The following is a 25,173-nucleotide window of genomic DNA, read 5'->3' on the forward strand; positions in this document are numbered from 1 at the left end:
CATTGTGAGGACTTTATGCGGGCGGCATAGGCCCAAGGCATTAGAGCGTCGGGCGATTAATGTGCAACGCATCCGGCCTGGCGGAAATAGTTCCAGCACTCTTGCGGTGTGAATAGGTCGCAGACTTTTCCGACGGCTTTCCAGAGATCGTCGTAAGTCCTTGCTTTCATTTTCCGCAAGAGTGCCTTGAGCTTCGAAAAGGCCATTTCAATCGGATTGTTGTCTGGCGAATATCGCGGCAGGAAGAGTATCCATGCCTTCCTTTCGGCGATGGCCGCCGCTGCTCGGGGGCTTTTGTGGACGTTGAGGTTATCCCAGATCACCACGTCGCCTGGTTCAAGCGTCGGTGCGAGTTGAGTTCGCACGTAGGTGTCGAACTTGTCTCCATCCATGGCCCCATCGACGACAAAGGGTGCCGTGATGGCATCGCAGCGCAGACCGGCGATAAAGGTTTGGGTGTGCCATTTGCCGAAAGGCGCATCCGCCTGCAGGCGCTTGCCCTTGATGCTCCGGCCACGCAGTGGTGTCATGTTGGTCTTGACCGAAGTCTCATCTACGAAGACGAGACGTCCGGGGCTCTGCTGCATAGCGGGTTGGCGACGTTTGCGCCACTCATCGCGCTCCCGGCGCACGTCGGCGCGTTCGCGTTCCGATGCCAGCAGTGTTTTTTTTAAAGGTGAAGCCCACCCGGCAAAGAAGCTTTGACAGGTTCGAAGGATCAGCTTTCACACCATGATGCTCTTCCAGCCAAATCGCCAGATCGGGCATGGTTATATCCGGTTGCGCCTCTACCTTGGCGATAATGGCATCCTGGAAAGGGCCCAATTTGCCGCCGCCGCTGGGCCGACCGCGCCGGGACGGCTCGACCGAGCCCGTTCGATCCGCCCGCTGCTTAAGCCGAACAGCCGTGGCGGGCGAGACTTTGAAAGCAGCAGCGGCTCCCCGACGCGTTTCGCCTTGCGTGATCGCATCAACAATCCGCTGGCGAAGGTCCGAAGAATAGGCGCGAGACATGGCAAGTCCTCCTGCCATGTTGAATCATAAAATCGAAGCCAAGGGAATCTGGAGGGTTATTTGAGGTCGCATGGGACAGCGCGGCGGGTTCGGGCGGCCTCATGTAAGCCGGATTGAACTAAGACGCGGGTTGTTGGACGCTGCTATGGGGAATTGAGAAGCGGCCCTATGTCGGCGGAGCCGGAACCATGCCGTCCCGATTGCTCCAAGGGTGTCGCTGATCCTGAGAATGGACATTCGGGAGCGTTTTGCCGGAGACCTTGCAACCTGTGGGCCAAATGTACCGGGATCTGAAGCGGTTCGATCTTGCGGGGGTCGAGCGATATCGATCGCCGGCACAGCGCTGGACGAGTGGGAATATGCTGTGATGGTTGCGGTTGTCTGACATCATGAAGTATCGCACCAGAAGGATGATGGCCGAGGCGGTGGTACAGGGGCAACGGTGACGCCAGTTCGACGCATGGGGCGCTGACAATCGGGGCATTCGAAGGAATGGGCCTGCTGAGATTTTGTCGAATGGGATCGCTCGCCTGTCGGTGATGGTTGGCCGAGGAGGCTTCTGCAGAGAGCGATACGATCGCGCCGATGACAATTGGCGAGGAAGCCAAAGTGGCGCATGCGGTGGAAGCCATCCGGAAGCACATGAAGGAGAAAGCGCCGGATGAACTCGTGGGGATGAAGCCACATAATCTTCTCACGGTCGCGACCGTCTCCACGATAATCCTTCCATCTGAAGGCGACATGGTCGTCATCGACATGGACGATGCGGCTGTTTGCGATGGCAACACGATGGGTGTAGCGGCCAAGATAGGCAAGTACCTGATCTGGACCGCCGAATGGGGGCTTTGAGTAGACCACCCATTCGATGCTGCGAGCGCGGGCAAGATGGCGGGCGAATGTCTTGCTATCGTTGAGATGAGCGAGTTCGTTGAAGAATTGGAGTTCGTTTTTGGCAAAGGCTTCAGCGAGAGCTGTCAGGAAGCGTCGGCGAAACAGACGTGACAGCACGCGCACGGGTAGAAAGAAGCCCGATCGGCAATTGATCCACCTTGTTCTGTCTGGTGAGAGGCCTCCGCCCGGTACGACACAATGGACATGGGGATGGTGGGTCATGGCCTGGCCCCAGGTGTGGAGCACAGCGGTTACACCGATCTCTGCGCCCAGCCACTTGGGGTTAGCTGCGATGGTCTGCAGGGTCTCGGCCGAGATCCGCATCAATAATGCATAGACGACCGCCTTGTTCTGGAAGGCGATCTCAGCGACACCACGTGGCATCGTAAAGACCACATGGAAATAGGGGACCGGCAAGAGATCGGCGATGCGAGCATCGACCCATTCCTTGCGAGCAGCTCCCTGACACTTTGGGCAATGACGATTGCGGCAGGAGTTATAGGAGATGCGGGTTTTGCCGCACTTATCGCAGGCATTGACGTGACCGCCAAGCCTGGGTGTCCGGCAGGCTTCTATCGCTCCCATGACACGTCGTTCGCCGCGGCCAAGATGACCGGCGTTCTCGCGTCTGTAAGGGCCACCATGCCACCGAAAGATGTCGGCGACTTCGAAGGCGGGACGCAACCTGCTACGCTTCCGGCGGGGTCACCTCCAATCGCAAACGGTCAAGGGGACTGGCGGTCGACCTGATGGTGTCGGTGGACACCTGTGCATAATGCGCAGTGCTGGATAGATAGGCATGGCCAAGCAAGACCTGGATGATCCGGATATCGGTGCCATTCTCCAGAAGGTGCGTTGCAAAGGAATGCCGCAACGTATGGACGGTGACCCGCTTTGAAAGGCCAGTAGCGGCAACCGCTGAACGACAGGCGGCGTTCAAAACGGTCGGTTCGATCGGCCTGTCGGCATCGCGCCCTGGAAAAAGGAACCCGGTGGGTCGCGATAGACGCCAATAACTGCGTAAAATGCCCAGCAGCTCGTTTGACAGCATGACGTATCGGGCTTTGGCGCCTTTGCCATGACGAACATGGATCACCATCCGGGAACTGTCGATATCCTCGATCTTCAGACCACAGACCTCGCCGACCCTGAGGCCAGCGGCATAAGCTGTGGTCAGCGCTACACGCGCCTTGAGACTGGAGACGGCCTCAAGAAATTGGGCCACCTCGTCCGCCGACAGAACAACGGGGATCTTGCGGGGTTTGCGCGCGTATGGAATCCGCTCAGGGACATCGTCTTGGGCCAAGGTAATGCCATAGAAAAATCGGAGAGCACACACGATCTGATTTAACGATGCCCACGATATCCCCGTCGAGACAAGGTGAACCTGGAACGTGCGAATGTCGTCGAGATTAAGCCGATCAGGTGATCGGGAGAAATAGCGGCTGAACTTCCGGACTGCACTGATGTAGGATCTTTGGGTCGCCGGGGACAAATTGCGGATCGTCATGTCCTCAATCATCCGGCGGCGAAGAGGGCTTATCTCAGCCATCGGGGCCTCCTGTCTGAAGGGTGGGTTGCAACACAACCATCCTCTCAGTCAGGGCGCTCTCGTCAAAGCCCGCCGCAAATCGCCGCGATCAGCGGCTTAGTTCAATCGTCAGATTCACAGAAACCGCCCGACGCTCTAGGGCATCGATGTCTTTGGCGAGGTGGCCGTTTTTGCGAGGCGGTTGAAGAGGTCGCACAGATAGGCGTAAGGCTCAATTCCATTCATTTTACATGTGCCGATCAAGCTGGCAAACCGGGCCCAATTTCGGCCCCCTTCATCGTGGCCGGCGAAGAGCGCATTGCGGCGGTTCATGGCCGGGCGACGGATCGCGTTTTCCACCAGGTTGGAGTCAATATCGACATGGCCGTCGTCTAAGAACAATCTGAAGCCGTCTTGCCGCGTCAGCATGTATGCCAAGGCTTTTCCAAGATCTGACTTGCGTGAGACACGTGCAGCCTGAGCCGCGATCCATGTGAAGAACTTGTCCACCAGCGGGAGCGACAACTCCTGTCGGACTGCCCGACGATGTTCGGGCTCATTGCCTCGAATACTGTCTTCGATCTTGTAGAGCGCGGCGATGCGAATGAGCGCCTCATCAACGATGGGTGATCCGCTCCTCGGCGTGGCCTTGATCAGCTTTCTGCGCCCGTGTGCCCAACAGAAAGCCAGTTTCAAGGGATCGCCGCCCACACGCTCCGACGTGGCAAGGTGAGAGTAACCACCGTAGGCATCGACCTGGATCGTGCCGTTGAACCCGTCGAGGATTTCAGCGGCATATTCGCCTTTACGCCCAGGCCGATAATGGAACACCACGCCTGATGGCGCAGAGCCATTCCAGCCGCGGTCGTCACGCAGCACGGCCCAGAGATAACCCGTCTTCGTCTTGCCTCGCCCCGGATCAAGAACCGGGGCGGTCGTCTCATCGACATAGAGCCGCGTGCTGTCCCACAGGAGCTGTTTAGCCATATGGTCGACCACCGGCCGGATTTCGCTGCCCGTGCGCCCCATCCAATCGGCCAGGACCGTGCGGTCTATCGGCACCCCGTGTCGTGCCATGACCTCGGCCTGCCGGTTGAGCGGCATATGTTCGGAATGCTTGGAGACGGCAATCTCCGCCAGAAGGGCTTCGGTCGGCCAGCTCCCTTCCAGCAAATGTGCAGGCGCTTTGGCCTGGACAACGCCAGTTCGCCCCTTGGGACATGCGTATTTCGGGCGGATCGTGACGATCACCTCGTAGCGTGCCGGGACCCGGTCGAGCCGTTCCGTCCGATCCTCGCCGATCCGCACCATGTTGCCGCAACCGCAGGGGCAAACAATGCTCTCGGGCTCAATCACGCGCTCGACCCGAGGCAGGTGTTCAGGCAGTGCACGGGCCTTACGCTCCTTGCGAGAAACGGCCTTGTCCGGATCGCCAACCTCTCCAGGATTGATTGCGCTGGCTTCGATCTTCTTCTCGACGGCGGCGATCCGCGCCTGTGTTTCGGCAATCGCCGTTTCAAGGTCTTCCAGTGCCAGTTCCATCTGCCCCGGATCAAGCTTTTCCGATTTCGGCCCGAACTTCGCGCGCCGATATTCATGAACCTGACCCTCGAGTGTCTCGATCAGCTCCTTCAACTCGGCGATGAACACATCCTTTTCGGCCACAACTGCCTGCTCGTGCTGACGTGCTGCACGCTCGACCGACAGCTCGAACTGCATCTCCGCGAAGGCTTTGGCGACCTCTGGTGGAAGGTCCGGATACAAGCTGAGATCAAAGGATTGCGACATGCCGCTTTATAGCAAAATGGCATCAAAAATCCAAATAAAACAATGCGAGAGCCGCCAGAATTTACCCCGCTGCAGACGGCGCACTCACCCGTTGCGCCATCACCCGTCGCCAGTCCAGACCTTCGAACATGGCCTCATACTGACCCCTGGAAAGACGCATCGTTCCATCCTGAACCTTGGGCCAAGCAAAGCTGCCTTGTTCCAGAATTTTATATATTAACACCATTCCGCTGCCATCCCACACCAGGATCTTCAGACGATCTCCGCGCTTCGACCGGAAGATGACCGTAATCCCGGAATGTGGATCGAGCTTCAACTCGGTCTGCACCATCAGAGCCAGCGCCTGATGCCCACAGCGGAAGTCCACCGGACGCGTTGCGATCAGGATCGGCAGTCGTTGGCCCGCGACAATCATGGCGCTCCTCGCACAGCGCGAACCAGAGCGGCGACCCGTTCAACGGGCACATCGTTCGGAACCCGCATCACAACGTCTGAGCCAATCTCCAACGTCAAAACCTGCACCTTCGGCCCGTCGGAGGCCAGCTTCGGCAGCGGCAACCGATTGACAGGCTCAGGCGCATCCGCAGCGATTGCCAGAGGCACGAATGCCGGCTCGATACCATCGTGCTCCGACGGCGTCGTTGCCGCCGCAAACGGCAGCACCAGAATGCCGTCGCGCACCTGACGTCGCCAATCGGAAAGCTGGTTTGCTATAACGCCGTGACGGCGCGCGACATCCACAACGCGAACACCAGGCTCAAAGCTTTCCGCCACGATCCGCGCCTTCACATCATCCGGCCAACGCCGGTTTCCGCGGCGCGGCTCGACAACTTCGTAGCGACCAACAAATCCATCATCTGCCATGAAAATCTCCAGATACAACTGGAAACCTTCTCGCATATGCAGCAAGCCTCAAAATACACCCAATCCAATGGGGCGGAGACGGCGCTTACTTTTTATCCACTCCAATCAAATAAGCCTTCCATCTTAGTCTTATCAATTGATTAATGGCATCTGAACTTACTGTTGGTGTTCTTGGAGCCGGTCACGCCGGAACAGCATTGGCGGCCTGGTTGTCGAGCCGGAAAATTCCGACATTGATGTGGGCACCTGCGAATCATACCGGTTCACTGCCTTCGATCCGCCAGAATGGTGGAATCGTAGCCAGCGGCCTCATCGAAGGAAAGTATGAGGTCACGGTATACGAGGAATTGTCCGACCTGCTTGCTTCAGCGAAATTTCTGATCCTTGCGACCCGTGCTGATGTGCACGAGGGATTCGTTAGGGATCTTGAAAGGTTCGTACTGAAAAAAAGCTTGCTCGTCATCTGCGGGCATGGCTTCACTGTTAACTACGCATCTCGCTTGATGTCCACACGAATTCTGGAAACTGACGACTCTCCCGTAACAGCAAAGCTGACTGGCGGGCAAGGCAACGAAGTTCACATCAAAGCGATCCTGCCTTCGTTTGGTGTCTCCTCTTACCCAGTGAAGTACGATGCAAATGGCAACTTTGCACTTCCAAATTCAACTAGTGCAACTCTACAGAAGTGCTTTGGCACCACGATAACTGCCATTTCGCCGCTTCACTCGCTTTTTTTCTCCAACTATGTCATTCATGCAGTTTCCGCAACGCTCAACATTGGCAGGCTTCGCGATCCAGAAGGCTCTCTTACTCAGCGTGCCGAGAGTTGGCGCATGGAGCTAGAAACTCGTGTGGGCGGGGGTCATCTCTTTTATTTCTACGGCCAAGGCACCAATACGTACGTTTGTAATGTGATAGATGCTGTAGACAAGGAGCGTCTTGAAGTGGCGAAGGCCTTGGGGCTCACACTGGACACTGTTTTAGCAGAGTGCAATACCCAGTCAAATACTGACTATGTCAACATGAGGGAGTTTAGCTTGGCACCATTCCCTTACAACGTCAACTTTGCTTGTCCAGACACCTTGAGGCATCGTTATTTCTCAGAGGAGATTCGCACTATGCAAATGGTTTGCGCAATCGCTAAATCGTGCCGCATAAAAATTCCCGTCACAAACAGCATCATGTCCCTGATAAAAGCGGCAAGGGGAGACGCTCCTGGTACCCTGTCCTCACTAGGAGACCTTCCCTTCGATGTAACAAAACTGTCAATCTTTGGAGCGCGCAGCGACTAGTGGATGGAATCTAACGCTTGGTGCCCGCGTTTAACGGCGGCGATGATTTTGTCGGGATCGGCGGTCCAAGTGAAGGGCTTTGGCTTTTTGTTGTGCTCAACGAGGAAACGGTTGATGGCGGCCTGGAGATCGACGACGGAATGGAAAACGCCGCGTTTCAGACGCCGCTTCGACAGCCTGGCGAAGAAACCCTCCACCGCGTTGAGCCATGAGCTTGAAGTCGGAGTGAAGTGGAAGGTGAAACGCTCGTGACGGTCGAGCCAGGCTCTCACCTTGGGATGCTTGTGGGCAGCATAGTTGTCGAGGATGACGTGGACGGCCTTGTCGTCCGGCACCTGGGCGTTAATGGCGTTGAGGAAGCGGATGAACTCCTGATGACGATGACGCTGCATGTTGCGGCCGATGACGGTGCCGTCGAGCACGTTGAGGGCGGCAAACAGCGTGGTTGTGCCGTGCCGCTTGTAGTCGTGGGTCATGGTGCCGAGCCGACCCTTCTTCATCGGCAGGCCCGGCTGGGTGCGGTCGAGCGCCTGGATTTGGCTTTTCTCATCGACCGACAACACGACGGCGTGGGCTGGCGGATCAACATAGAGGCCGACAACGTCTCGCAGCTTGTCGACGAATTTCGGGTCGTTGGACAATTTGAACTGCCGCCACCGATGAGGTGCGAGGCCATGCGCTTTCCAGATACGCCTGACTGCGCTGGCGCTGATGCCGGCGGCCGTCGCCATCATGTCGGCCGTCCAGTGCGTCGTCTCGCCCGGCGGATCAGCCAGCGTCAGGGCCACCACACGCTCGGCGACATCGGGTCCGAGCCGCACAATACGCGACGGCCGCGTCTTGTCGCGCAGGAGACCCTCGACGCCTTCTGTGGCGAAGCGCTCTTGCCAGCGCCATACGCAGGTCTTCGATTTGCCGGTCTGGCGCATAATCTCGACAGTCCCGACGCCATCGGCACTCAGCAGGATGATCTCGGCCCGCCAGACGTGCTTTTGGGGCGCATTGCGATCCCTGGTCAAGGCCATTAGGCGTTGGTGATCTGTTGGCGAAACGGTGAACGATATTCCTGTGCGCATGCGCCAGACTCGCATGCCAACCCAGCAAATGGAATCCCATACGGGACTCTTATGTCAGGCGGTAACCACTAGTCGCTGACCCTTGGCGCTACTATCAAATAAATTCGATGATATCGGAATAAAACGTCTAAATAATGTGCAAAGCGCTTGTGTAAAGTATCTGCCTCTGTGTGTTTTCTATTTATCTATTTCCTTTTTCGACTTTAATATGTTTAATACAATATTGTTTTTCTATTGCTTGTTCAATTTTTTTATTTTTTTATTCACAACACGTAATCTGTTGATTTGCGTGAATCTTTCGATTTTTCTATGTGGTTTCATTCATAATCAGTATTCTATCAATACTGGTTTCAGGCCAACTTTAATTTGAATCGTAGCGCCACCTATACTCTATATTGCAGCCGCCATCTTTGCTGAGGGAGAGGGAGCGGTCCATGCCATCAAATGGGCCGTCCAGCGGTTCCGCTATATGACGCTGGAAACAATGCCGCACGTACGGATCTGGCCGGGGGGCGATGGGCAACCATCGTCCCTACCGGGACCGATATTCCCTCCGGCCAAGACCGGGATATGCCGTGGATGTAAAAAACTACACTACGCTACGGGACACGATCTTAGCGCTCGGTACGGAGGCTTTGCGGAATATATAAAGAGAAGCGGGCGTCCGCTGGGCCTTGTGACCCAAAATTTTACGCGGGGAGCAATTTCACTCAAAACTCAATTGTATAAAAATCGTGCCACATAAATTCAATTATCCTCTACCGACGCGCTATTTAAATACAAAATATTTTATATATAATAGATGGATATAATCCATTCATCAAAAAGGTTATTGATACATATCATATATTGCTATATATAGCGCTCTTAAGCAATATAGAAGTTTTTCCATCTCAAAAAACAGAATACTGAATTAGGATGTGAAATCCGGATTCATGTAATTTGAGCCATCTCTCCTTACAGGAGCGTCCCGACCGCAATCACCGGATATAAGGTGTAACGTGCATCAGTCCTGTGAAGCCATCCATCCATTGTGCCCTGAGCAAGCATAAATTTGTTGCTAGGAAACAAAGCTACATAATGCGTCCACCCATTGTCGGCGGCAAGGCCAGATGAAACCACCTGTGAGGGACTATAAGAGCAGAACCACCTGGTCACGCCATTTGGAAGAATAATTGTCCTGGCGAGAAGTTCTTCAAGAAGGGATTGACCTCCGTAAACAAAGACGTGCGCGCGAGCTGTGAGTATGAGTTCGGGACCTACACAAGGTTCGGTTCCACGCTCGGCTTTGAACGCATTAGCAGCTGCCTCAAGGTCGTGGTACTGTACGGGAATATTTCGGAAGTCGTGCATTTCGCAGACAGTGCAGTTAGCGCAAATGGTAAACTCCACCGTATCTATAAATAGTACGTTGGCCATTCCGATCGAGGTTATGCTCCACAAAAAATTGTATAAAGTACAGCGGTTCGATTAGTTTGCACCAATTTCGCCCATGTATTTTCTTCACATAGTCTTTTCTCGGTGTCAGCTTGAGACGTTTGACGGGTCTATTTGCTACCTACCTATCACATCATCGCTTTACCACGACTTTAGGCGAGTTTTAAACCCATTCATTACTTCGCCGTTTACTTTGACAGATTCCAACAAATCATGTTTGATCTTCACGTGAAATTATGAATATGTCAAGGATAAATTGCCCCCTCATCTTTACGACTTATTGCCCAGAGGTGCCACTTACGTCGAACCTTAGCTTCAGTAGACACCGCACCGACTTACCTGATCATGCAAAATGCATCTGCAAGCAACGAAAACGGATTATTTCTATAGGTTTCCGTCACCGCCCCGTTCCGTGGTGACGTATTGTAAACGTGCATGGTTTACATCCCAATATATCCTGCCAACGCCGCTGTTACGATATCCCCTTGAACACATGCTAAATGCCGTTGTCTAATCGCCCGGCATTTTTCAAGCTCTTTTTGACATGTTCAACAACAGCCGGCCGAGCATCGTTCGACCGGGACGAGTACCAAACCATGGATTGGCGGACCCGCTGTTTCATTTTGCGTTGTTGATGACGTTTGCCGAGAGCACGGTTGTCTGCGCGGTCGATACTCGATCGCCGCATGATGGGTTTTCGCGGGAAAAATCTTCCAGTGTAATGGACGCAGTGTGTACGTGGTTTACGTTCACCTGCAACGGCATCAGCGGAATGACCCGACCTACGTCCCGGCAGGGACGTTTCAACGCATCCGATAAGGCGGACGCAATTCAGAACGTCTGGCTATCTACTCTAGTCTCCCAACTATGCTCCGGGGGAGCTCAGGCAGTCATGCCGGCGGACCGATCAAAGATTTCGCCAGTTATCAGCATTCTGTGCATTATCACGGATAGCTTGCGCGCCACAGCAACTGCTGCTCGTTTGAAGCCGACCTTCTCTCTGAGCTTCATCCCCCAGGCACGAAGTGAACTGTCGGCATGAGCTCGGGTCAGGATCACCGTGGCGGCCTCATAAAGGAGGCCACGCAGATGACTGTCTCCGCGCCGAGAGATATGGCCGCCGTAGTCAACTTCGCCGGATTGATAGCGCCTTGTCGTTAGTCCCAGCCATGCCCCCACAGATCGGGAGGTTCGAAAGTTTTTCGGATCCTCAATTGTCGCAACAAAGGAGGCGGACGTAACCGTACCAATCCCGGGGATCGACATCAATACCCGACATGCATCGCTTTGCCTGATCGCTGCGATGAGCTGACGATCGAGTTGCGCAGCACGGCTCCGAATATTGTGCCAAGCCTCGAGCAGGGGCAGGATGATCCGTTCCAAGCCAGCATTGCTGCCCAACAGATTGCGTACATTCGTTTCAAATACCAAGCCGCCGCCTTTGGGCACTACCAGTCCAAAGGTCTTCATCAGCCCACGAATTTGATTGGATAGCTCGGTCGCGATCCTGATCAGTCTCGTCCTTGCCGTCACGAGCGTGCGGATCAGCATGCTGTCATAGCCCTTCACCCTCACCTCGCGGTAGAAGCCGACCTCGGCCAGATGTGCCAGGCCGTCGGCGTCGTTGGCGTCCGTCTTGTTCGGGGCCATGTCGAGCGCGGCCTTGGCATGGCGGGCGTCGATACAGATTGCCGGAAGCCCTTCAGAACTCAGACCATGATAGAACCACACCGATAACGGCCCCGTCTCAAATACGACGCGCCTGGCGTTCGGGGCGTGCTCGCGGATCACCTCAGCGAGGAGCTTCGGATCGGATGGGCATTTGCCGCGCCAAATCCTCTTGCCATCACGCCGAACAGAAATCGCTGTCTCTTTCATTGATACGTCGAGGCCTATATATTCGTTCATGGTTGTTCTCCAATTGATGTTTTTGGCCCGGCGTCCAGTCGCGAGCCCGTATTGCCATCTTATCGGGGAACAACCACCTTGCTATTCAATACCCGTTACCAATCTGGTCTTGGGGTGACGGGCTCCCGCGATTACCCCATGTAATGGGCCGGCACTTCCGAGATTGTAGCCAGATTGGTGGCTGTCCCTCAGAATGACGATGTTGAACGTGGTCCGAACGGGTCGGCCCAAACATCAAGCGAGGAACAGCCATGGATTACTATGCCGGAATTGATGTTTCTTTGGAAGCAAGCAGTGTGTGTTTGGTGGATTCTGCAGGCAAGATCATCCGCGAGACGAAGGTGGCGGGCGATCCGGATGTGCTCATCGAATACTTTGTTTCGCTGGGGCTTGAGTTGAAGCGGATCGGCCTGGAAGCAGGCCCATTGTCTCAATGGCTGTATGAAGGCCTGACGAAGGCTGGCTTTGGTGTTGTTCTACTGGAGACCCGTCACGTGAAGGCCGCCCTGTCGGCGATGATCATTAAGACGGACCGGAAGGATGCACAAAGATGCACGTGGCATCGCACAATTATTGCGCATGGGCTGGTATCGTGCGGTTCATTCAAAGTCTCCCGGCTGCCAAGATGTCCGAGCGCTTTTGACCGGTCGCAAACTGCTGCAAGCCAAATTGCGTGATGTGGAACTGAGCGTTGGGGGCATTTCTGCGGGGCTATGGTTTAAAGGTTGGCGAGGTAAGCCTCGGCCGATTTGAAGCACGAATATTGGAGCTGGTCGAGGGACATCCGGTATTGAAGACCGTGATAGGTACTATGTTGCAGGCCCGTCATGCGCTTTGGACCGAGTTTACCAAAATGCATTGCGAGATGCTGAAGATCGTTCGCCAGGATCGGGTCTGCCAAAGACTGATGACCATGCCGGGCGTTGGTGCGCTCGTTGCGATTACCTATCGCTCCGCTGTCGATGACCCTGGTCGGTTTGCAAAATCCCAAACTGTTGGCGCGTACTTCGGATTGACGCCGAAGAAATACCAATCCGGCGAAACGGACCTGGACGGTGGCATCAGCCGGGTCGGTGACACTATGGTGCGCACTGCCCTTTACGAGGCGGCCCACATCATGCTGACCCGCGCCACCAGGTTCTCGGCGCTGAAGCGGTGGGCAGTCGACGTGGCAAAGCGGCGTGGCATGAAACGGGCAAAAGTTGCGCTGGCCCGCAAGCTTGCGACGATCCTTCATCGCATGTGGATGGACGAAAGCGAATTCCGTTGGGGCAAGGAAACCTCTGCGGCATAGATAGCGGCGTCGAGACGAAGCCATTGTAAGGTTTCGTCTCCATCAAGGTCCCGTCACCGGGACGAGAGCCTGGCAAGGTCGTAAGTAGTGCTGTGATGTTTTGGCAATCACGCCGCCTAGATTGACCTGCCGGTTCTGATCTTATGGCATGGTGTGGCGACCTTCGTGTTGACCACGGACAGAAGCATGATCCTGGTGACGAGATTTTGGTACTGAGGGACTTGACGAACAAAGGCCCATTACAGAAGCATTACAGTTGCGTTTGATGGCGTGTTTTGTAATGTGATGTCATTGCGGAAGCCTGATGGGTTAGTCGCCATAGTGACCATGCAAGGATGTGGCGAACTCTGATGGGCGGCGGCAGCAGTAGTCGCGTAATCAGATAGCGGATTTCTGCGACGGTCGGCAGTAGCGCGAGTGTCCGGGTCAGGCGGCGATTGGAGGATTTGGACTCCTTTCGTTCGGTTTGCCAGTAGCCGCGCGGCGTAGATCAGCGCCGAGCTTGGCGAGGAAAGCTGCGGCAGCCATGACAAGTGTCATGTGTCGGTTCCAGCCATGCCACGAGCGTGCTTCGCAATGATCCAGGCCGAGGTCATCCTTAGCGCGCTGAAAGCACTCCTCCACTGTCCATCGCAGCCCGGCGGCACCCGCCAACTCGCTCAGTTCTGTACCAGCACGCGCAAAGACAAAATAATAGGCGTGTGCGTCGGGTTCGTGCCGGTTGCGACGGATGAGAAGCCAACGTTCCCATTGCCCATCAGGACGAGAGCTCAAAGGAATACGTGCCCAATCGTAGAGCCGAAGGCCCTTGGCACCTTCTCCGGCCGCATGACTGGACCAGGCTCCCGCGTCTAGTTCCGCAGCCATTGTTTCCGAATCAGTTTGCTCGAAGTGTTGCTCACGGACAAAGCGCAGGCGATGATTGGAACGAACTGCCAGACAATACGGCTGGCCGCGGCCTTCCAGCATACGGCGTAACTTGGAATCCGATCCATAGAGTGCATCAGCCAACACCCATGCGCAAGGCACGCCAGCATCGAGCGCATCGGCAATGAGCTTGGCTGCAATGGTCGGCTTGGTCGCGAAGGCTTGCTGCTGTGGGATATGAGCCGCAGCACGACGCGCTTCGCTTTCGCTCCAGTCTTTGGGCAAATAAAGCTGCCGATCAATCAGGGTTTGACCAAAACGGCTTGCATAGGCAAGAAAGACGCCGACCTGGCAGTTCTCAATACGTCCAGCCGTGCCCGAATATTGTCGTGCGACGCCGACCGAGTGTGTGCCTTTTTTCAGGAATCCTGTTTCATCGACCACAAGGACGCCGTCCTCATCGCCAAGTGCCTCTGTTGCATACGTGCGAACGACGTCGCGCAACTTGTCGGCATCCCATTGGCTGCGCCCCAACAGCGATTGCATTCGATACGGGCTCTCCAGACCTGCCTGTTCAGCCATCAACCAGCCGGTCTTGCGCTCAACTCCGGACAACAAACCGTCCAGGAAAGCACTGGCCGATGCCCGAAGTTCACGTCGACCAAAGACCGGGCCTAGCCGCTGCTTCAGTGTATCGAGTTCCTGCTGCCATGCCACCCGGACCAACCCGCGACAGACATCGAAATCCCTCCCATCAAACATCGGAAGTGAATCACAATTTGAATGTAAACGCAACTGTAGCACTAGACGGCTGGAAGGCGGGCCGTGATGAGGCTTTTTCAGCGGCCTTGTCGGCCCATTTTGTCGTAATCCGCCTGGTTCGGCATTCCGGGCGCGATTATGCCGTCGTCAGCAGCTTCGGCAGCCTCAGCAGATTATAAGCCGTCGCTGTCAGGGTGAACATTCAGCCGACGCGATCCTTTCCACGATGGCGGGTCTTGCGCATTCCGCCGCTGGTCTTGGCCCAGCCGAACACTTCTTCGATACGCTTGCGAATGCGCTGACTGACAGCGTAGCCGGAGTGATGTGTGGTCCGACCGTCGATGGCCGAGCGTCGGTTCGTCGTGTTCTGGGCGACGTGTGGCGTCACCTTTGCGTCCCACAAGGCGGCGACGAAGTCGGCCGTATCGTAGGCTTTGTCTGCAGCCAATGTGATGCGATGACGACCATCCATGCGGCCCACCATATCCAGTGCCGCCTCGTGCTCGGCGGTTCCGGTCGCATGGGTCAGCGTGGCGTCGACAACCAGACCATTGCGGTTTTCCATGGTGACGTGGCCCATATGGCAAAGCCTGGCCGCCTGACCACGGGCCTTCTTATAAAGCCTGGCATCCGGGGCGGTGGTCGACGCATGGGTTGCGTTGCTGCGCTTCTCGCCGTGGAAATCAAGCTCAGAGTTGCGGCCTGCGGGCTTTGGCGACTGTTTCCCTTCAGCGCCAGGGCCACTGTCGTCGGTGTCGCCACCATCTGTGTCGTCCTTAGGCTTGAAGCTCTTCATGCTAGCCCAGGCTTCAATCAAGGTGCCGTCTACCGAGAAGTGCTCGTCCGACAGCAGCGCCTTCACCCGCGGCTGGCCCAGCAAGGCGGCCAGAAACTTGGCGGCGATGTCGCCTGCCAAGAGGCGCTCGCGGTTCTTGGTAAACACCGTGACGTTCCAGATCAGCGCGTCCATCGACAGGCCGACGAACCAGCGGAACAGCAGATTGTAATCCATCTGCTCCATGAGCTGACGCTCAGAGCGTATCGTGTAAAAGGCCTGCAACAACAGGGCACGCAGCAGCTTCTCCGGCGGGATCGACGGGCGGCCGATCGCTGAATACATCGCCTCGAAATCTGGCGACAGAACTTCCAGCGCCTCGTCCACAATGGCGCGGATCGCTCGCAGCGGATGGCTTGTCGGAACGCGGGCTTCGCAGCTCACATAAGAAAACAGACCCGCCGTCTGCATATCACTGCCACGCATGTCCTGCTCCTGCCGACCAATCACTCAGGCATGGAATCACGGCAGTCCGTTCACAGTAAGGGCCTTTTTCCGCACGCTGTTAAGCGCAGCGATTTCGGCAGCATTTGCCGCCAACCGCGCCATCAGCACTGCAATGTCAGGATCGCTGGCTTGTACCATCAGATTCTTGAATCTTCTGTGGTTGCCGCCCGTGATGCAAGAAGTCTTTGAACCGAAGGTCATGTGATCGACTGCGGTCTTCTGTGAGGCCTGCAGATACGGCGTTTACAGAAGCCGCTGGCTGGTATGGTGATCTGCAGGTCGGGTCCAAATCTGAATCCCGAGCTCTTCTGCTCATGATTCAAGGCTGGTTTTCCCGATCCAGATCTTTTCGATCATTTGCCCATTCGGGTCGTCGCCTTCTCACACCCCTTTTTCCGACATTAGGTTACCTACAACACCTTCATCATGTTGCTGGCTGTGCCGGCACTCGATAATCCTCATGTTTTTGTCAGCAATGCCCAGACCGTGCGCGCCATCTTGTTGGCCAGTGCGATCGCGACCAACATTCGGGGCTTTTACTGACCGTCGTTGTGGTGACCTCCTCCGGCGGCTTCACCTTGCGACGGGTCTTCTATACCGCACCCTCCACCTATATCGGCCATCGCCTGCGGGTTCGGCTCTATAACGACCGCCTGGAATGCTATCTTGGGGCAAGTCCGGGTATTCACGCTTCCGCGTGGACGACCTTCCTCCCGTGGGAACGGTCAAGGCGGCCACGTCGTCGACTATCGGCACGTCATTCACAGCCTTCGCCGCAAGCCACAGGCGTTCGCCAATCTCGTCTATCGCGACCAGTTGTTCCCTCGATCGGCCTATGCCCAGACTTGGGCAGTCATATCTGAGCCCTCGACCAGCGCGCTGCCTGCAAAATCATGGTCGGTTTGCTCGGGCTTGCCCACTCGAACGCCTGTGAAGCCGAACTCGCATTGGCATTGGAAGACAGCCTCGATGCCAGGCAACTGCCTGATCTGGCAGCTCTGGAAGTGCGCTTCGATGTCGCCGACCAACAGGTTCCGGGCATCGATGCCGTTCTACCCACAGCCGCGGCCTACGACCGGTTGCTGACAGGAGGGACAGTACAATGAACACCGCATCTGTCGACATCGCAAAGCTGCCGCTCATGCTGACGAGCTTGCGGCTTCCCACCTTCGCACGTCTGTGGCCTGAACTCACCCAGCGAGCCGATCGCGAGGGTTCGTGAAGGAGAACGTCGCTGCCTTCGTCAACATGACACCGGAAACCTTCTCGGGCGTTTATGCCAATACTGTCAAGGAAACGCACTGGCTTTCCTATCCGAATTTACGCCGCGCGCGTGTCCCGCCAAAAATTCTCGACAAGCGACATCGACGCGGGAAAGGCCGACGTATTCATCAACATCGACCTCAAGACGTTGGAGACCCATTCGGGTCTTGTGCGACTCATCATCGGCTCGTTTCTGAGTGCGATTTACAATCGCGACGGACAGCTCAATGGGCGCGCGCTGTTTCTCCTCGATGAGGTCGAGCGCCTCGGCTACATGCGGATCATAGAGACCGCGCGCGACGCCGGCCGCAAATACGGGATCACGCTCGCGATGATCTATCAGTCGATCGCCCAGATGCGCGAGACCTATGGCGACCGCGAGGCTTCGAGCAAGTGGTTCGAGAGTGCCAGCTGGATCTCGTTCGCCGCGATCAACGATCCGGAGACCGCCGACTACATATCTAAACGCTGCGGCATGACCACGGTCGAGATCGATCAGGTCAGCCGCAGTTCTTAGGCGAGGGGATCGTCGCGAACACGCTCGAAGCAGCTCGCGGCGCGACCGCTGATCCAGCCGCACGAAGTCCTGCGCATGCGCGCCGACGAACAGATCGTCTTCACCGCCGGCAACGCGCCGCTCAGATCCAGACGCTACCGCTCAGAAAGCTGCAATTCGTCGCCTTTAAATGTAAACATCCTAAGTTTCATCTGTAGCGATTTTGACTGCGCCGATATGTAGAAATTGCTTGATGCCGAGTTATAGTTCTCCCAATGGATAATATCGTAGAAAAGATTTTTCATCTGAGGTCAATGAATTCAATCCTTCGTCAAGAATACTTGAAGGCCGCGCGACACAGCGAGCCCGTGCTTCCGGATTTTGATGATCACCATGCTCCCTCCAACCGGCTTTGAGGTTGCAGCGGATACTTGTTGCGTTTTGAATTAGCACCTACCGAAATGCCCATGCTCGGGTGAATGATCACTCAACGGATTGAAAAGTGAGAAGAGTAGGAGTGGTAAGCATGCCAGTCGATGACATTATAATGTCCGATCCCGGAATGGCTGCTGTTGACACGTCTGTGCCCGCGCGATCGCAGGCGGAACTCCGCCAGTCCAGTAACCCACTGGACCGGAGCAATATTGCGGAATGGGTCGTAAACCACGCCACCAACCGCACTGCGGTCTTCGGACAAGACCAGCTCAAGATTTCAACGACCCGGGCGCTCACGCGCTTCAAGCGACCGGCACAAGAAATCGACCGGCTTTTTCAGCAGGTCATCGCAAGCGACATGCTTACCCAGCTCGAATCGCCCGATGGCCAACCTCTCTATACCTCTACCGAGCTCAGAAATGCGGAAGAGAATATTATACGGCATGTCAGCAACCTGTCCGCGGAACAAAGCTTCGGCGTTCCAGGGACCATTGTTGATATGGTCGCCGACAGAGGCATTTTCACACCGGAACTCAGAGGAGCGCTGCATTACCTGTCCAGGTCTAATCGCGCTGCCACCATGGTGGGCGTGGCGGGTTCCGCCAAAACAAGTGTACTTGGAGCCCTGAACGAAGCGGTGGACCGGTTCAACGAAGATAGGCCCGGCCGAGCAAATAAAGTTGGTTGCCTTCGTACCCACCAACCGTGCCGCTCAGGAGCTTCGTAAAAAAGGGCTTCGCGACGTCGCCACGACGTTTAAGGCCAAAGATCGGACCGTCGGAAAAAATACCATTGTCGTCATCGACGAAATGTCAATGGTCAAGACGCAGGAGATTGCGCAGCTAATCGACAAGATCGCAAGTGCAGATTCCTACCAACCAACCGAAAGGCCGAAACTCATCTGCGTGGGGGATGATCGTCAGCTGCCTCCGGTTGGACCCGGTGACCTGCTGCCGATCATTATGCAGCAAGCCGGTTGCTATGACCTAGTCCAGCCGCTTCGACAACTCGATGCTGGGTCGCGATTAGAAACTGAAAAGCTCGGACGTGACATACGAAACGATGCCCAGAGCGCTGTCGGGAACTATCTGACAGCGCTCCAACAAACGGGCCATGTCCGTTTCGTATCTGCTGGCCCTCGCGGCGCAAACGTAAGGGCATCAGACCAAATCATCGACCGTATGCTCGGGGAGATGAATAGAGTTTGCGATCAATACCCGGTGGATGATCGTCTTGTCATGGCACATTCCAGCAGGAGTGTTAACCGCGCCAATATCGCTCTCCATCAGAGTTTCGTCGATAAATCGGGATTGCAAGACCAGCAAATGAGCGTGTGGTCAAGCCTGATAGATGGGGGAGATTCTGAATTTCAAATAGATGATGGGTCGTCGAGGCGGGTCCAGCAAAAAATCAATCTCGCCTTAGGAGACAGAATCTTATTCAGTGAGAGCCGTCTGCAGGCTGATATTCGGAATGGTACTTTTGCAACTGTAGTCGGACTGCGTAGCGCAGAACCTTCCGGACGTGATATTGGCACAAATGCGACGGTCCGTATCAGTGCACGGCTTGACGGATCTTCGCGCACTGTCACTTGGACCGATAATGAGTTTGCAGGATTTACCTATGGCTACGCTGCTACAATTCACAAGAGCCAAGGGGCCACAGTTGATCACGCCATCCTCCTCTGTGACGGTGCTCTTTCAGATAAGCTGACCTATGTCGGCTTGACGAGGCATCGCAGTCGTCTCGACGTCATTGCGTCTCCTCTCGTGGCAAACAACGTTCAAGTTCTCAGTGCAAAGCTCACTCAGCAAATCGTACCTAATAACTCCATTCAATTCCCAGTGTCCGAACATATAGCCCTAGAGGAGCGCTCGTCGATTTCGAACGAGCAGTTGCTGAGGCCGGCCGACAGGATGGAAATCTTTCCAACGACGCCTCGTTCATCCCTGGCCACGCAAGAGAGCTCCGTTGGAGAGAACCAGTTTCACGGGCCATCCACAACGGACGTGGATATGCCGGAAAGCGCACCCCTTTACCAAAGCGCCATTGATTTAGAGGCATCCCAGGCGTCCGTCATCACGACTGAAGAGCGGATGCAGCCGGAATTCTATGGGCCAGGATTGCCGGCTAACACCTCAGCCCGCCGAGGACATCGGCCCTGGATCACAGCGGATACAAAACCGGAGACTGCGGTCGAGAAAAGGAAGCGCGTCGCGACGAAGGAAGAAATTGAACCTCACAAAAAAATGGCGCGGCGCTCAATCAGTTCTGCCGAGGCTGTCGAAGATATCACCTCCCTAGTCGAATGATTGAACTTGGGAGGATCCCTCGCGAACGGAATTCAACCGACCTATGCGGGGCTCGATCCCGACACCAGTACTGCCGGTTCCCGAGTTGGTTCCATAGCCCACCAGCAAGATGTTCAGGAACCAAATTGGGAATCGTCATCAACGGACGCCCTCTCAAACTTTTCAGAAAACCGATCGACCGAAGACTCAGGAGAAAAAACTATGCCTTCGAATGACCAGGAAGTGCAAGACGCCGCCTCTGCAGGCAACGGGCGTCATTTTTCACAAACATCCGTTGTAGAGGCCCTGCAGGGTGGTGATCACAAGAAGCTCGTGGAAACATTGGTCGCAACCGGCTCCCTTGTCGAGAACGCGGATGCAGGGTCGGCCCTGAAAGCGATGGCGGATGCTTACGAAAGAGACATCAAGGCCGATCCCGAGAAGGTCCGCATGCTCTATGCTAACCGGCGCGTTGATGTGGATGCACTGACCAAGGAGATCGAAAAGCAGGGCCTTGCATCCGGCCGCCTGAGCGGCGACCCTGTCACCTTCAAGGCGTTCAACAACAAGGATATTCGTTTCAGGATCGGCGACAGGCTCAGCGTCACCAGCAGCTATAGGAATCTCGTTGCAGGCGAAGCCGGCCGGATCGAAAAGGTCGACGGCAAAACCGTTACCTTCAAACCCGATGGCAGCAGTCAGAGCAAGACCTTCGAGGCCAGCACCGGCGAGCCGGGCGATAGGGGCGTTAAGGGCTACAAGATCGAAGGCCCGACGACGGTCATCGGCTCTGCCTATGAACTCACCCGACATGACGATGGCAAACGTGTTGACCAAGTCTATCTCTTGCACAACGCCGCCCATGGCATCAACGCCAACAGCGCCTTGCTGAGCAAGGCCGACGAGCGGACGCAACTCTTCACCGCACGTGCGGATACGGCCGACAGGGATATCTTGGCCAGCCAACTGGGCAAGTCCGGCAGCGAGCTCTACCAGGACAAATTCCCGGCCTTGCCGGATTACACAGCCGCTCTCAACCGGATCGCGAAACGTCAGGAACTTGTGACGGCACGTGGCGAGGAAAGACCCACTATCCAAATAGAGTTGGCGCACCAGACGTCCCCCGAGGCGAGTCATTGGACGCCTGACAGTCAGAAATCTGTCGTCGAAGCCCTGCAGGGTGGTGATCACAAGAAGCTCGTGGAAACATTGGTCGCAACCGGCTCGCTTGTCGAGAACGCAGATGCGGGGTCGGCCCTGAAAGCGATGGCGGATGCTTACGAAAGAGACATCAAGGCCGATCCCGAGAAGGTCCGCATGCTCTATGCTAACCGGCGCGTTGATGTGGATGCACTGACCAAGGAGATCGAAAAGCAGGGCCTTGCATCCGTATACAATACAATGATGCGTAATACTTTTTTTGGAACTTTCTTCTAGCGCGTATGGTGAATCGATCCTCGGACGTGCCACTCGTCAGAAAAGACACGTTGTCATGAGGGGCCTTATCCTTGCATGGAACGACCAACCTTCAATAAAATTTGCCGCGGCTAGAATTCTCGGCCGATAGTGCGGTCGACAGACAGTCTCTCGCCACCACGAACGGCGATGGCCAAGCAGACCATCGTCCAAAGTACGCTATATTCCATTGCTCCCCACCCCCTCGCTGAGGTGACCCAGATCGTCACCGCGAGAAGGCCAGCGCAGATTGCGGCGGCCGGTCGTGTGAGAAAACCGGCGGCGACCAGCAAGCCACCAAAAAACTCAATGACACCGGTAATCATCACAAGCAATTCCGCCGGTTCAAAACCGATGGCACGGAACGCCCCCGCAGCCAGTGTGGGGTTTCCGCCGAGCCATCCAAAGAGCTTTTGAGCGCCGTGTGGAACGAGCAGAAGTCCAGCTGTTATTCGCACGACTGGATAGGCATAAGGTTCAAGCGCATCATAAACCGGCCGCAAGAATGGAAGAAATGGTTTCATGTCGCACCTTTGTCTTGGTTGGATTCTGAAGCGGCAAATGACTGGCGGTCAGGTTCACATCGTCATTTGCCTTGACGCGCTATGTGTTGTCGTAGTGGTTTGACCTATCCAGATACGATCGACTTGCGACGAAAAACGCGTTTCCCCGCATGAACCTTTCAACAACGCTTGATGCCCGCCGGGATCGCGCCGGGAAAACTGCGGGTGTTTTGGTCAGCAAATATCGCCATGGCTGTTACAAGGCCTCATCTCTTCTGCGCGCCATTCCTTTACGAGCTGGCGGCGGTTTCGTGAATATCGCTCGGCCAGGACCTCCGCAGTTTCGATGTCTTCCAATCCGATCACCCGAAACTTTTCGTCCAGTTCACACCAGGCCGCGATAAAGCGTTTTGATTCAATGAACCCCAGCATGATGGGCCAGATGATCTCCTTTCCCAGGTTGACATGTTTCAGAGACAGCGTGATGCGCAGTTTTCGCTGCTCTCGCAGTGACCTGCGGATCTCGCTTAGATCCAGCGGGCCGGCGCCCTTCAGCGGATGGCCTACATAGATCATATCTTCGTTAAGACCGGATCGCATGTCAGGTGGAAGAACAGCATTGATCTTGGCCAGCGCGTTCTTCACGGCGAAGGCCAGCGAGTCGTCCGTTTGGCGACTAACCCACTGGGCGCCGATCACGAGCGCCTGAACTTCCTCGTCCGTAAACGACAACGGTGGGAGAAGGAAGCCGGGCTGCAAGATATAGCCGACACCCGCCTCACCATCGATGTCTGCGCCCATGTCCTGCAGGGTGGCCACGTCTCTGCGTATGGTGCGCAGAGACACGCCAAGTTCGTTAGCAAGTGTATTGCCCGACACCGTCGCGCGATGTCTGCGCAGTACTTGCATCAGGTCGAACAGTCGATGGCTTCTTGCCATTTTTACTCCATTGCCACGACGCCCTTGCCACCGAGTTTGCGACCTCTCTCAAGCTCACCAATGAGTGGGATCGCGCTGTCGAGTGAAACAGTTTTTCCAATCGGTATTTTGAACTTGCCTGCGCTAGCAGCTTCGGCAACCTTTTCCAGGATTTCGGCCCGGGGAGAACCAATGATGGGCTTTAGCCGGCGATCAAAGGCTGCGCGAATGAACTTGCCGAGCCCAGGGTTCAAATCCAGGAATACGCCACCTTTGCTCAGCATACTCATTCCGTCAGAAAGTGTCAGCGTCGCGGCCGTATCGTAGACGACGTCGAAGCGATCAGCAATCTTGGACAGATCGGTGGTACGATAGTCATAGACCGTCTTTACGCCGAGCGATCTGGCACGCTCCATGTCGTGCGCGCTGCAGCTTCCCGAAACGATGGCGCCGAAGATCTGCGCGATCTGCACGGCCGCTTCGCCGACAGCACCGGCGCAACCGTTGATAAACACATGCTGCCCAGGCCGCAGCTTTGCCTTGTCGATAAGTCCGCTCCAAGCCGTGACGCCTGGTGTGCCGAGGCATGCGGCATCCTCGAAAGAAACATTCTCCGGCTTTCGAGCCAGGAACGTATCTTTTGTCACCACGGCTTGCCCGAACGCACCGCTTTGCTTGAATTTGGCAAGACCGAACACAGCGTCGCCAATCTTAAGCCGCGTGACGTCGGAGCCGATCGCAGTGACTATCCCTGAAAAGTCCATTCCCATGGCGCGGGGAAAGGTTCTGCCGGTGACGATCTTCATTTGGCCTGCGCGGAGCTTCCAGTCGATAGGATTGATCGCCGCGAACTTGACCCGCACGGCAACCTCACCTGTTCCGACGACGGGCAACTCGAAATCCTCGACCCGCATCAACTCCGGGCCGCCATATCTGCTATATTGAATTCGTTTCATCAGGGTGCCTCGGGCTTCTGGCGAGCGACTGGATAAGCGTCGATTGGTTTACGTCTGGACATACTTTCAAATCCTTTCTGGCATTGCACGAGAGAGCGTTCGACGCCTCTCCGCAATTGCAAACGTACATAAACCAGCATGGGGACAGTTTCTGTCACCATTCTTTCAGGACGAGCAAACGCATAATCAAGCGGTCACAGCTTCGGCACTTGAAAACGCAAAGGTCCGGAACAGCAAGGTCAGCTGCAAGGAATTACAGATAAGTGCCGAGTTCAGGGCAAGCGTAGGTTGATGCGGCTAGCCCACATGAAATGGCGTTTGGATTTGCCGCAATCCGTTGGCGGTCGTGCTAATCAAGGACGAGGCTTGCCTGACATCAAAGCCAACAGGCTTATTATGTTGCCGCGGGCAATGAGCGCTTTGTCCCCAGCGCTCATGTATCTCCGAGCGGGGAGCTCGGAAATCGTTGCCCCGCTACGCGGTGCACAAGTTCGGCACAGCGACCTTCTGAAAGAGATGAGGGCGAAAGACCGCCGACGCCGGATGCGCCTTCGCCGTCTCCCGAAAATCGGGATGCCTGAAGGCAGCGCGCCATGACGCTGCAGATTCAAAGACCGCATAGTTGAGGTAGGTTGGGCTGTCTCCTAGCGCGCGGTGGAGCTGCGTCGAGATAAAGCCGGGCTGGCTCTTCATGAAGGCGGCATCAGCGGCCCAGGCGACCAGGAACGCTGCTTCGTCTTCGGGCGCCATGGTGCAGAGATTGACCAACACGATGGGGGCCGCGTCGACTTCCATCTGACGGGTTAACGGGAATGACGGGTCGAGTGGCTCGACGCTAGACATGGTTCTA

18 protein-coding genes and 5 pseudogenes are annotated in these 25,173 nt (G+C 55.8%); 7 read left to right on the forward strand and 16 right to left on the reverse strand.

Features of this window, described 5'->3' with window-relative positions; translation table 11 throughout:
• Positions 1 to 56: 56 nt before the first annotated feature.
• The 6 genes and pseudogenes from J5289_RS26680 to J5289_RS26705 form a co-directional block, all read right to left on the reverse strand.
• A protein-coding gene (locus tag J5289_RS26680; protein ID WP_209207353.1) for an IS630 family transposase occupies positions 57 to 1,014 on the reverse strand; the annotation gives its coding sequence in 2 pieces (ribosomal slippage) (positions 57 to 671 and positions 673 to 1,014; 957 coding nt in all).
• Positions 1,015 to 1,401: 387 nt separating this feature from the next.
• Positions 1,402 to 2,589 carry an IS91 family transposase gene (locus J5289_RS26685; protein ID WP_219276612.1) on the reverse strand — a complete coding sequence of 396 codons (1,188 nt, stop codon included), beginning with the start codon at positions 2,587 to 2,589 and terminating at the stop codon, positions 1,402 to 1,404.
• Positions 2,590 to 2,593: 4 nt separating this feature from the next.
• Positions 2,594 to 3,457, reverse strand: coding sequence for a site-specific integrase (locus J5289_RS26690; protein ID WP_111220930.1), 864 nt, complete (start codon positions 3,455 to 3,457; stop codon positions 2,594 to 2,596).
• An 88-nt stretch (positions 3,458 to 3,545) separates the two neighbouring features.
• Positions 3,546 to 5,224 (reverse strand): annotated as a pseudogene (locus J5289_RS26695) (IS66 family transposase).
• A gap of 61 nt (positions 5,225 to 5,285) precedes the next feature.
• A complete protein-coding gene (tnpB, locus tag J5289_RS26700) occupies positions 5,286 to 5,639 on the reverse strand; it encodes an IS66 family insertion sequence element accessory protein TnpB (RefSeq protein WP_209207799.1) in 354 nt (117 codons plus the stop codon).
• Entirely contained in the window at positions 5,636 to 6,088 is a 453-nt protein-coding gene (locus tag J5289_RS26705; RefSeq protein WP_142832485.1) for a transposase, read from the reverse strand. Before J5289_RS26705 ends, tnpB begins: the two co-directional genes overlap by 4 nt.
• Before the next feature lie 143 nt (positions 6,089 to 6,231).
• On the opposite strand from J5289_RS26705, the gene J5289_RS26710 reads away from it, so the two are divergent.
• The gene (locus J5289_RS26710; RefSeq protein WP_209207798.1) at positions 6,232 to 7,380 is read left to right on the forward strand and encodes an NAD/NADP-dependent octopine/nopaline dehydrogenase family protein; all 1,149 of its coding nucleotides are present in this window, start codon (positions 6,232 to 6,234) and stop codon (positions 7,378 to 7,380) included.
• Here J5289_RS26710 and J5289_RS26715 read toward each other — a convergent pair.
• Together J5289_RS26715 and J5289_RS26720 are read right to left on the reverse strand one after the other, a co-directional pair.
• Positions 7,377 to 8,456, reverse strand: a complete 1,080-nt coding sequence (locus J5289_RS26715) for an IS630 family transposase (protein ID WP_111223089.1) — start codon at positions 8,454 to 8,456, stop codon at positions 7,377 to 7,379. The two genes, J5289_RS26710 and J5289_RS26715, sit on opposite strands and share 4 nt — an antisense overlap.
• A gap of 2,319 nt (positions 8,457 to 10,775) precedes the next feature.
• Positions 10,776 to 11,801: an IS110 family transposase gene (locus tag J5289_RS26720; RefSeq protein WP_209208089.1), complete on the reverse strand. Its 1,026-nt coding sequence runs from the start codon at positions 11,799 to 11,801 to the stop codon at positions 10,776 to 10,778.
• A 251-nt stretch (positions 11,802 to 12,052) separates the two neighbouring features.
• On the opposite strand from J5289_RS26720, the pseudogene J5289_RS26725 reads away from it, so the two are divergent.
• Positions 12,053 to 13,095, forward strand: a pseudogene (locus J5289_RS26725) (IS110 family transposase).
• A 426-nt stretch (positions 13,096 to 13,521) separates the two neighbouring features.
• On the opposite strand, the gene J5289_RS26730 reads toward J5289_RS26725, so the two are convergent.
• From J5289_RS26730 to J5289_RS29965, 4 genes and pseudogenes are all read right to left on the reverse strand, one after another.
• The gene (locus J5289_RS26730) at positions 13,522 to 14,679 is read right to left on the reverse strand and encodes an IS701 family transposase (RefSeq protein ID WP_257625543.1); all 1,158 of its coding nucleotides are present in this window, start codon (positions 14,677 to 14,679) and stop codon (positions 13,522 to 13,524) included.
• Between the two features lie 250 nt (positions 14,680 to 14,929).
• A pseudogene (locus J5289_RS26735) lies at positions 14,930 to 15,985 on the reverse strand (IS5 family transposase); the annotation flags it as partial.
• 36 nt (positions 15,986 to 16,021) lie between these two features.
• Complete coding sequence (locus J5289_RS26740; protein WP_111221706.1) at positions 16,022 to 16,207, reverse strand: hypothetical protein; 186 nt, start codon at positions 16,205 to 16,207, stop codon at positions 16,022 to 16,024.
• A 223-nt stretch (positions 16,208 to 16,430) separates the two neighbouring features.
• Positions 16,431 to 16,542, reverse strand: a pseudogene (locus J5289_RS29965) (IS110 family transposase); the annotation flags it as partial.
• A 357-nt stretch (positions 16,543 to 16,899) separates the two neighbouring features.
• Here J5289_RS29965 and J5289_RS29970 point away from each other — a divergent pair.
• From J5289_RS29970 to J5289_RS26765, 5 genes and pseudogenes are all read left to right on the forward strand, one after another.
• Positions 16,900 to 17,112 carry a hypothetical protein gene (locus J5289_RS29970; protein WP_111221707.1) on the forward strand — a complete coding sequence of 71 codons (213 nt, stop codon included), beginning with the start codon at positions 16,900 to 16,902 and terminating at the stop codon, positions 17,110 to 17,112.
• A gap of 109 nt (positions 17,113 to 17,221) precedes the next feature.
• Positions 17,222 to 18,008, forward strand: a pseudogene (locus tag J5289_RS26750) (type IV secretory system conjugative DNA transfer family protein); the annotation flags it as partial.
• Between the two features lie 283 nt (positions 18,009 to 18,291).
• Entirely contained in the window at positions 18,292 to 18,927 is a 636-nt protein-coding gene (locus J5289_RS26755; protein ID WP_209207723.1) for a hypothetical protein, read from the forward strand.
• Positions 18,881 to 20,512: an ATP-dependent RecD-like DNA helicase gene (locus J5289_RS26760; protein WP_209207722.1), complete on the forward strand. Its 1,632-nt coding sequence runs from the start codon at positions 18,881 to 18,883 to the stop codon at positions 20,510 to 20,512. The genes J5289_RS26755 and J5289_RS26760 overlap by 47 nt, the downstream gene beginning before the upstream one ends.
• 6 nt (positions 20,513 to 20,518) lie before the next feature.
• Positions 20,519 to 21,928, forward strand: coding sequence for a hypothetical protein (locus J5289_RS26765; RefSeq protein WP_209207721.1), 1,410 nt, complete (start codon positions 20,519 to 20,521; stop codon positions 21,926 to 21,928).
• 110 nt (positions 21,929 to 22,038) lie between these two features.
• Here the strand turns inward: J5289_RS26765 and J5289_RS26770 are convergent, their stop codons facing one another.
• The 4 genes from J5289_RS26770 to J5289_RS26785 all read right to left on the reverse strand — a co-directional run bounded on the left by J5289_RS26770 (position 22,039) and on the right by J5289_RS26785 (position 25,166).
• Complete coding sequence (locus J5289_RS26770; RefSeq protein WP_209207720.1) at positions 22,039 to 22,470, reverse strand: DoxX family protein; 432 nt, start codon at positions 22,468 to 22,470, stop codon at positions 22,039 to 22,041.
• Positions 22,471 to 22,683: 213 nt separating this feature from the next.
• Positions 22,684 to 23,388 carry a YafY family protein gene (locus J5289_RS26775; RefSeq protein ID WP_219276681.1) on the reverse strand — a complete coding sequence of 235 codons (705 nt, stop codon included), beginning with the start codon at positions 23,386 to 23,388 and terminating at the stop codon, positions 22,684 to 22,686.
• Positions 23,389 to 23,390: 2 nt separating this feature from the next.
• Positions 23,391 to 24,323 (reverse strand): NAD(P)-dependent alcohol dehydrogenase, encoded by a 933-nt coding sequence (locus tag J5289_RS26780; protein WP_209207719.1) that lies wholly within the window; start codon positions 24,321 to 24,323, stop codon positions 23,391 to 23,393.
• A gap of 474 nt (positions 24,324 to 24,797) precedes the next feature.
• Entirely contained in the window at positions 24,798 to 25,166 is a 369-nt protein-coding gene (locus J5289_RS26785) for an antibiotic biosynthesis monooxygenase (protein WP_209207718.1), read from the reverse strand.
• Positions 25,167 to 25,173: the final 7 nt, after the last annotated feature.

This window comes from Rhizobium sp. B230/85, from assembly GCF_019355735.1.
Taxonomy (GTDB): domain Bacteria; phylum Pseudomonadota; class Alphaproteobacteria; order Rhizobiales; family Rhizobiaceae; genus Rhizobium; species Rhizobium rhododendri.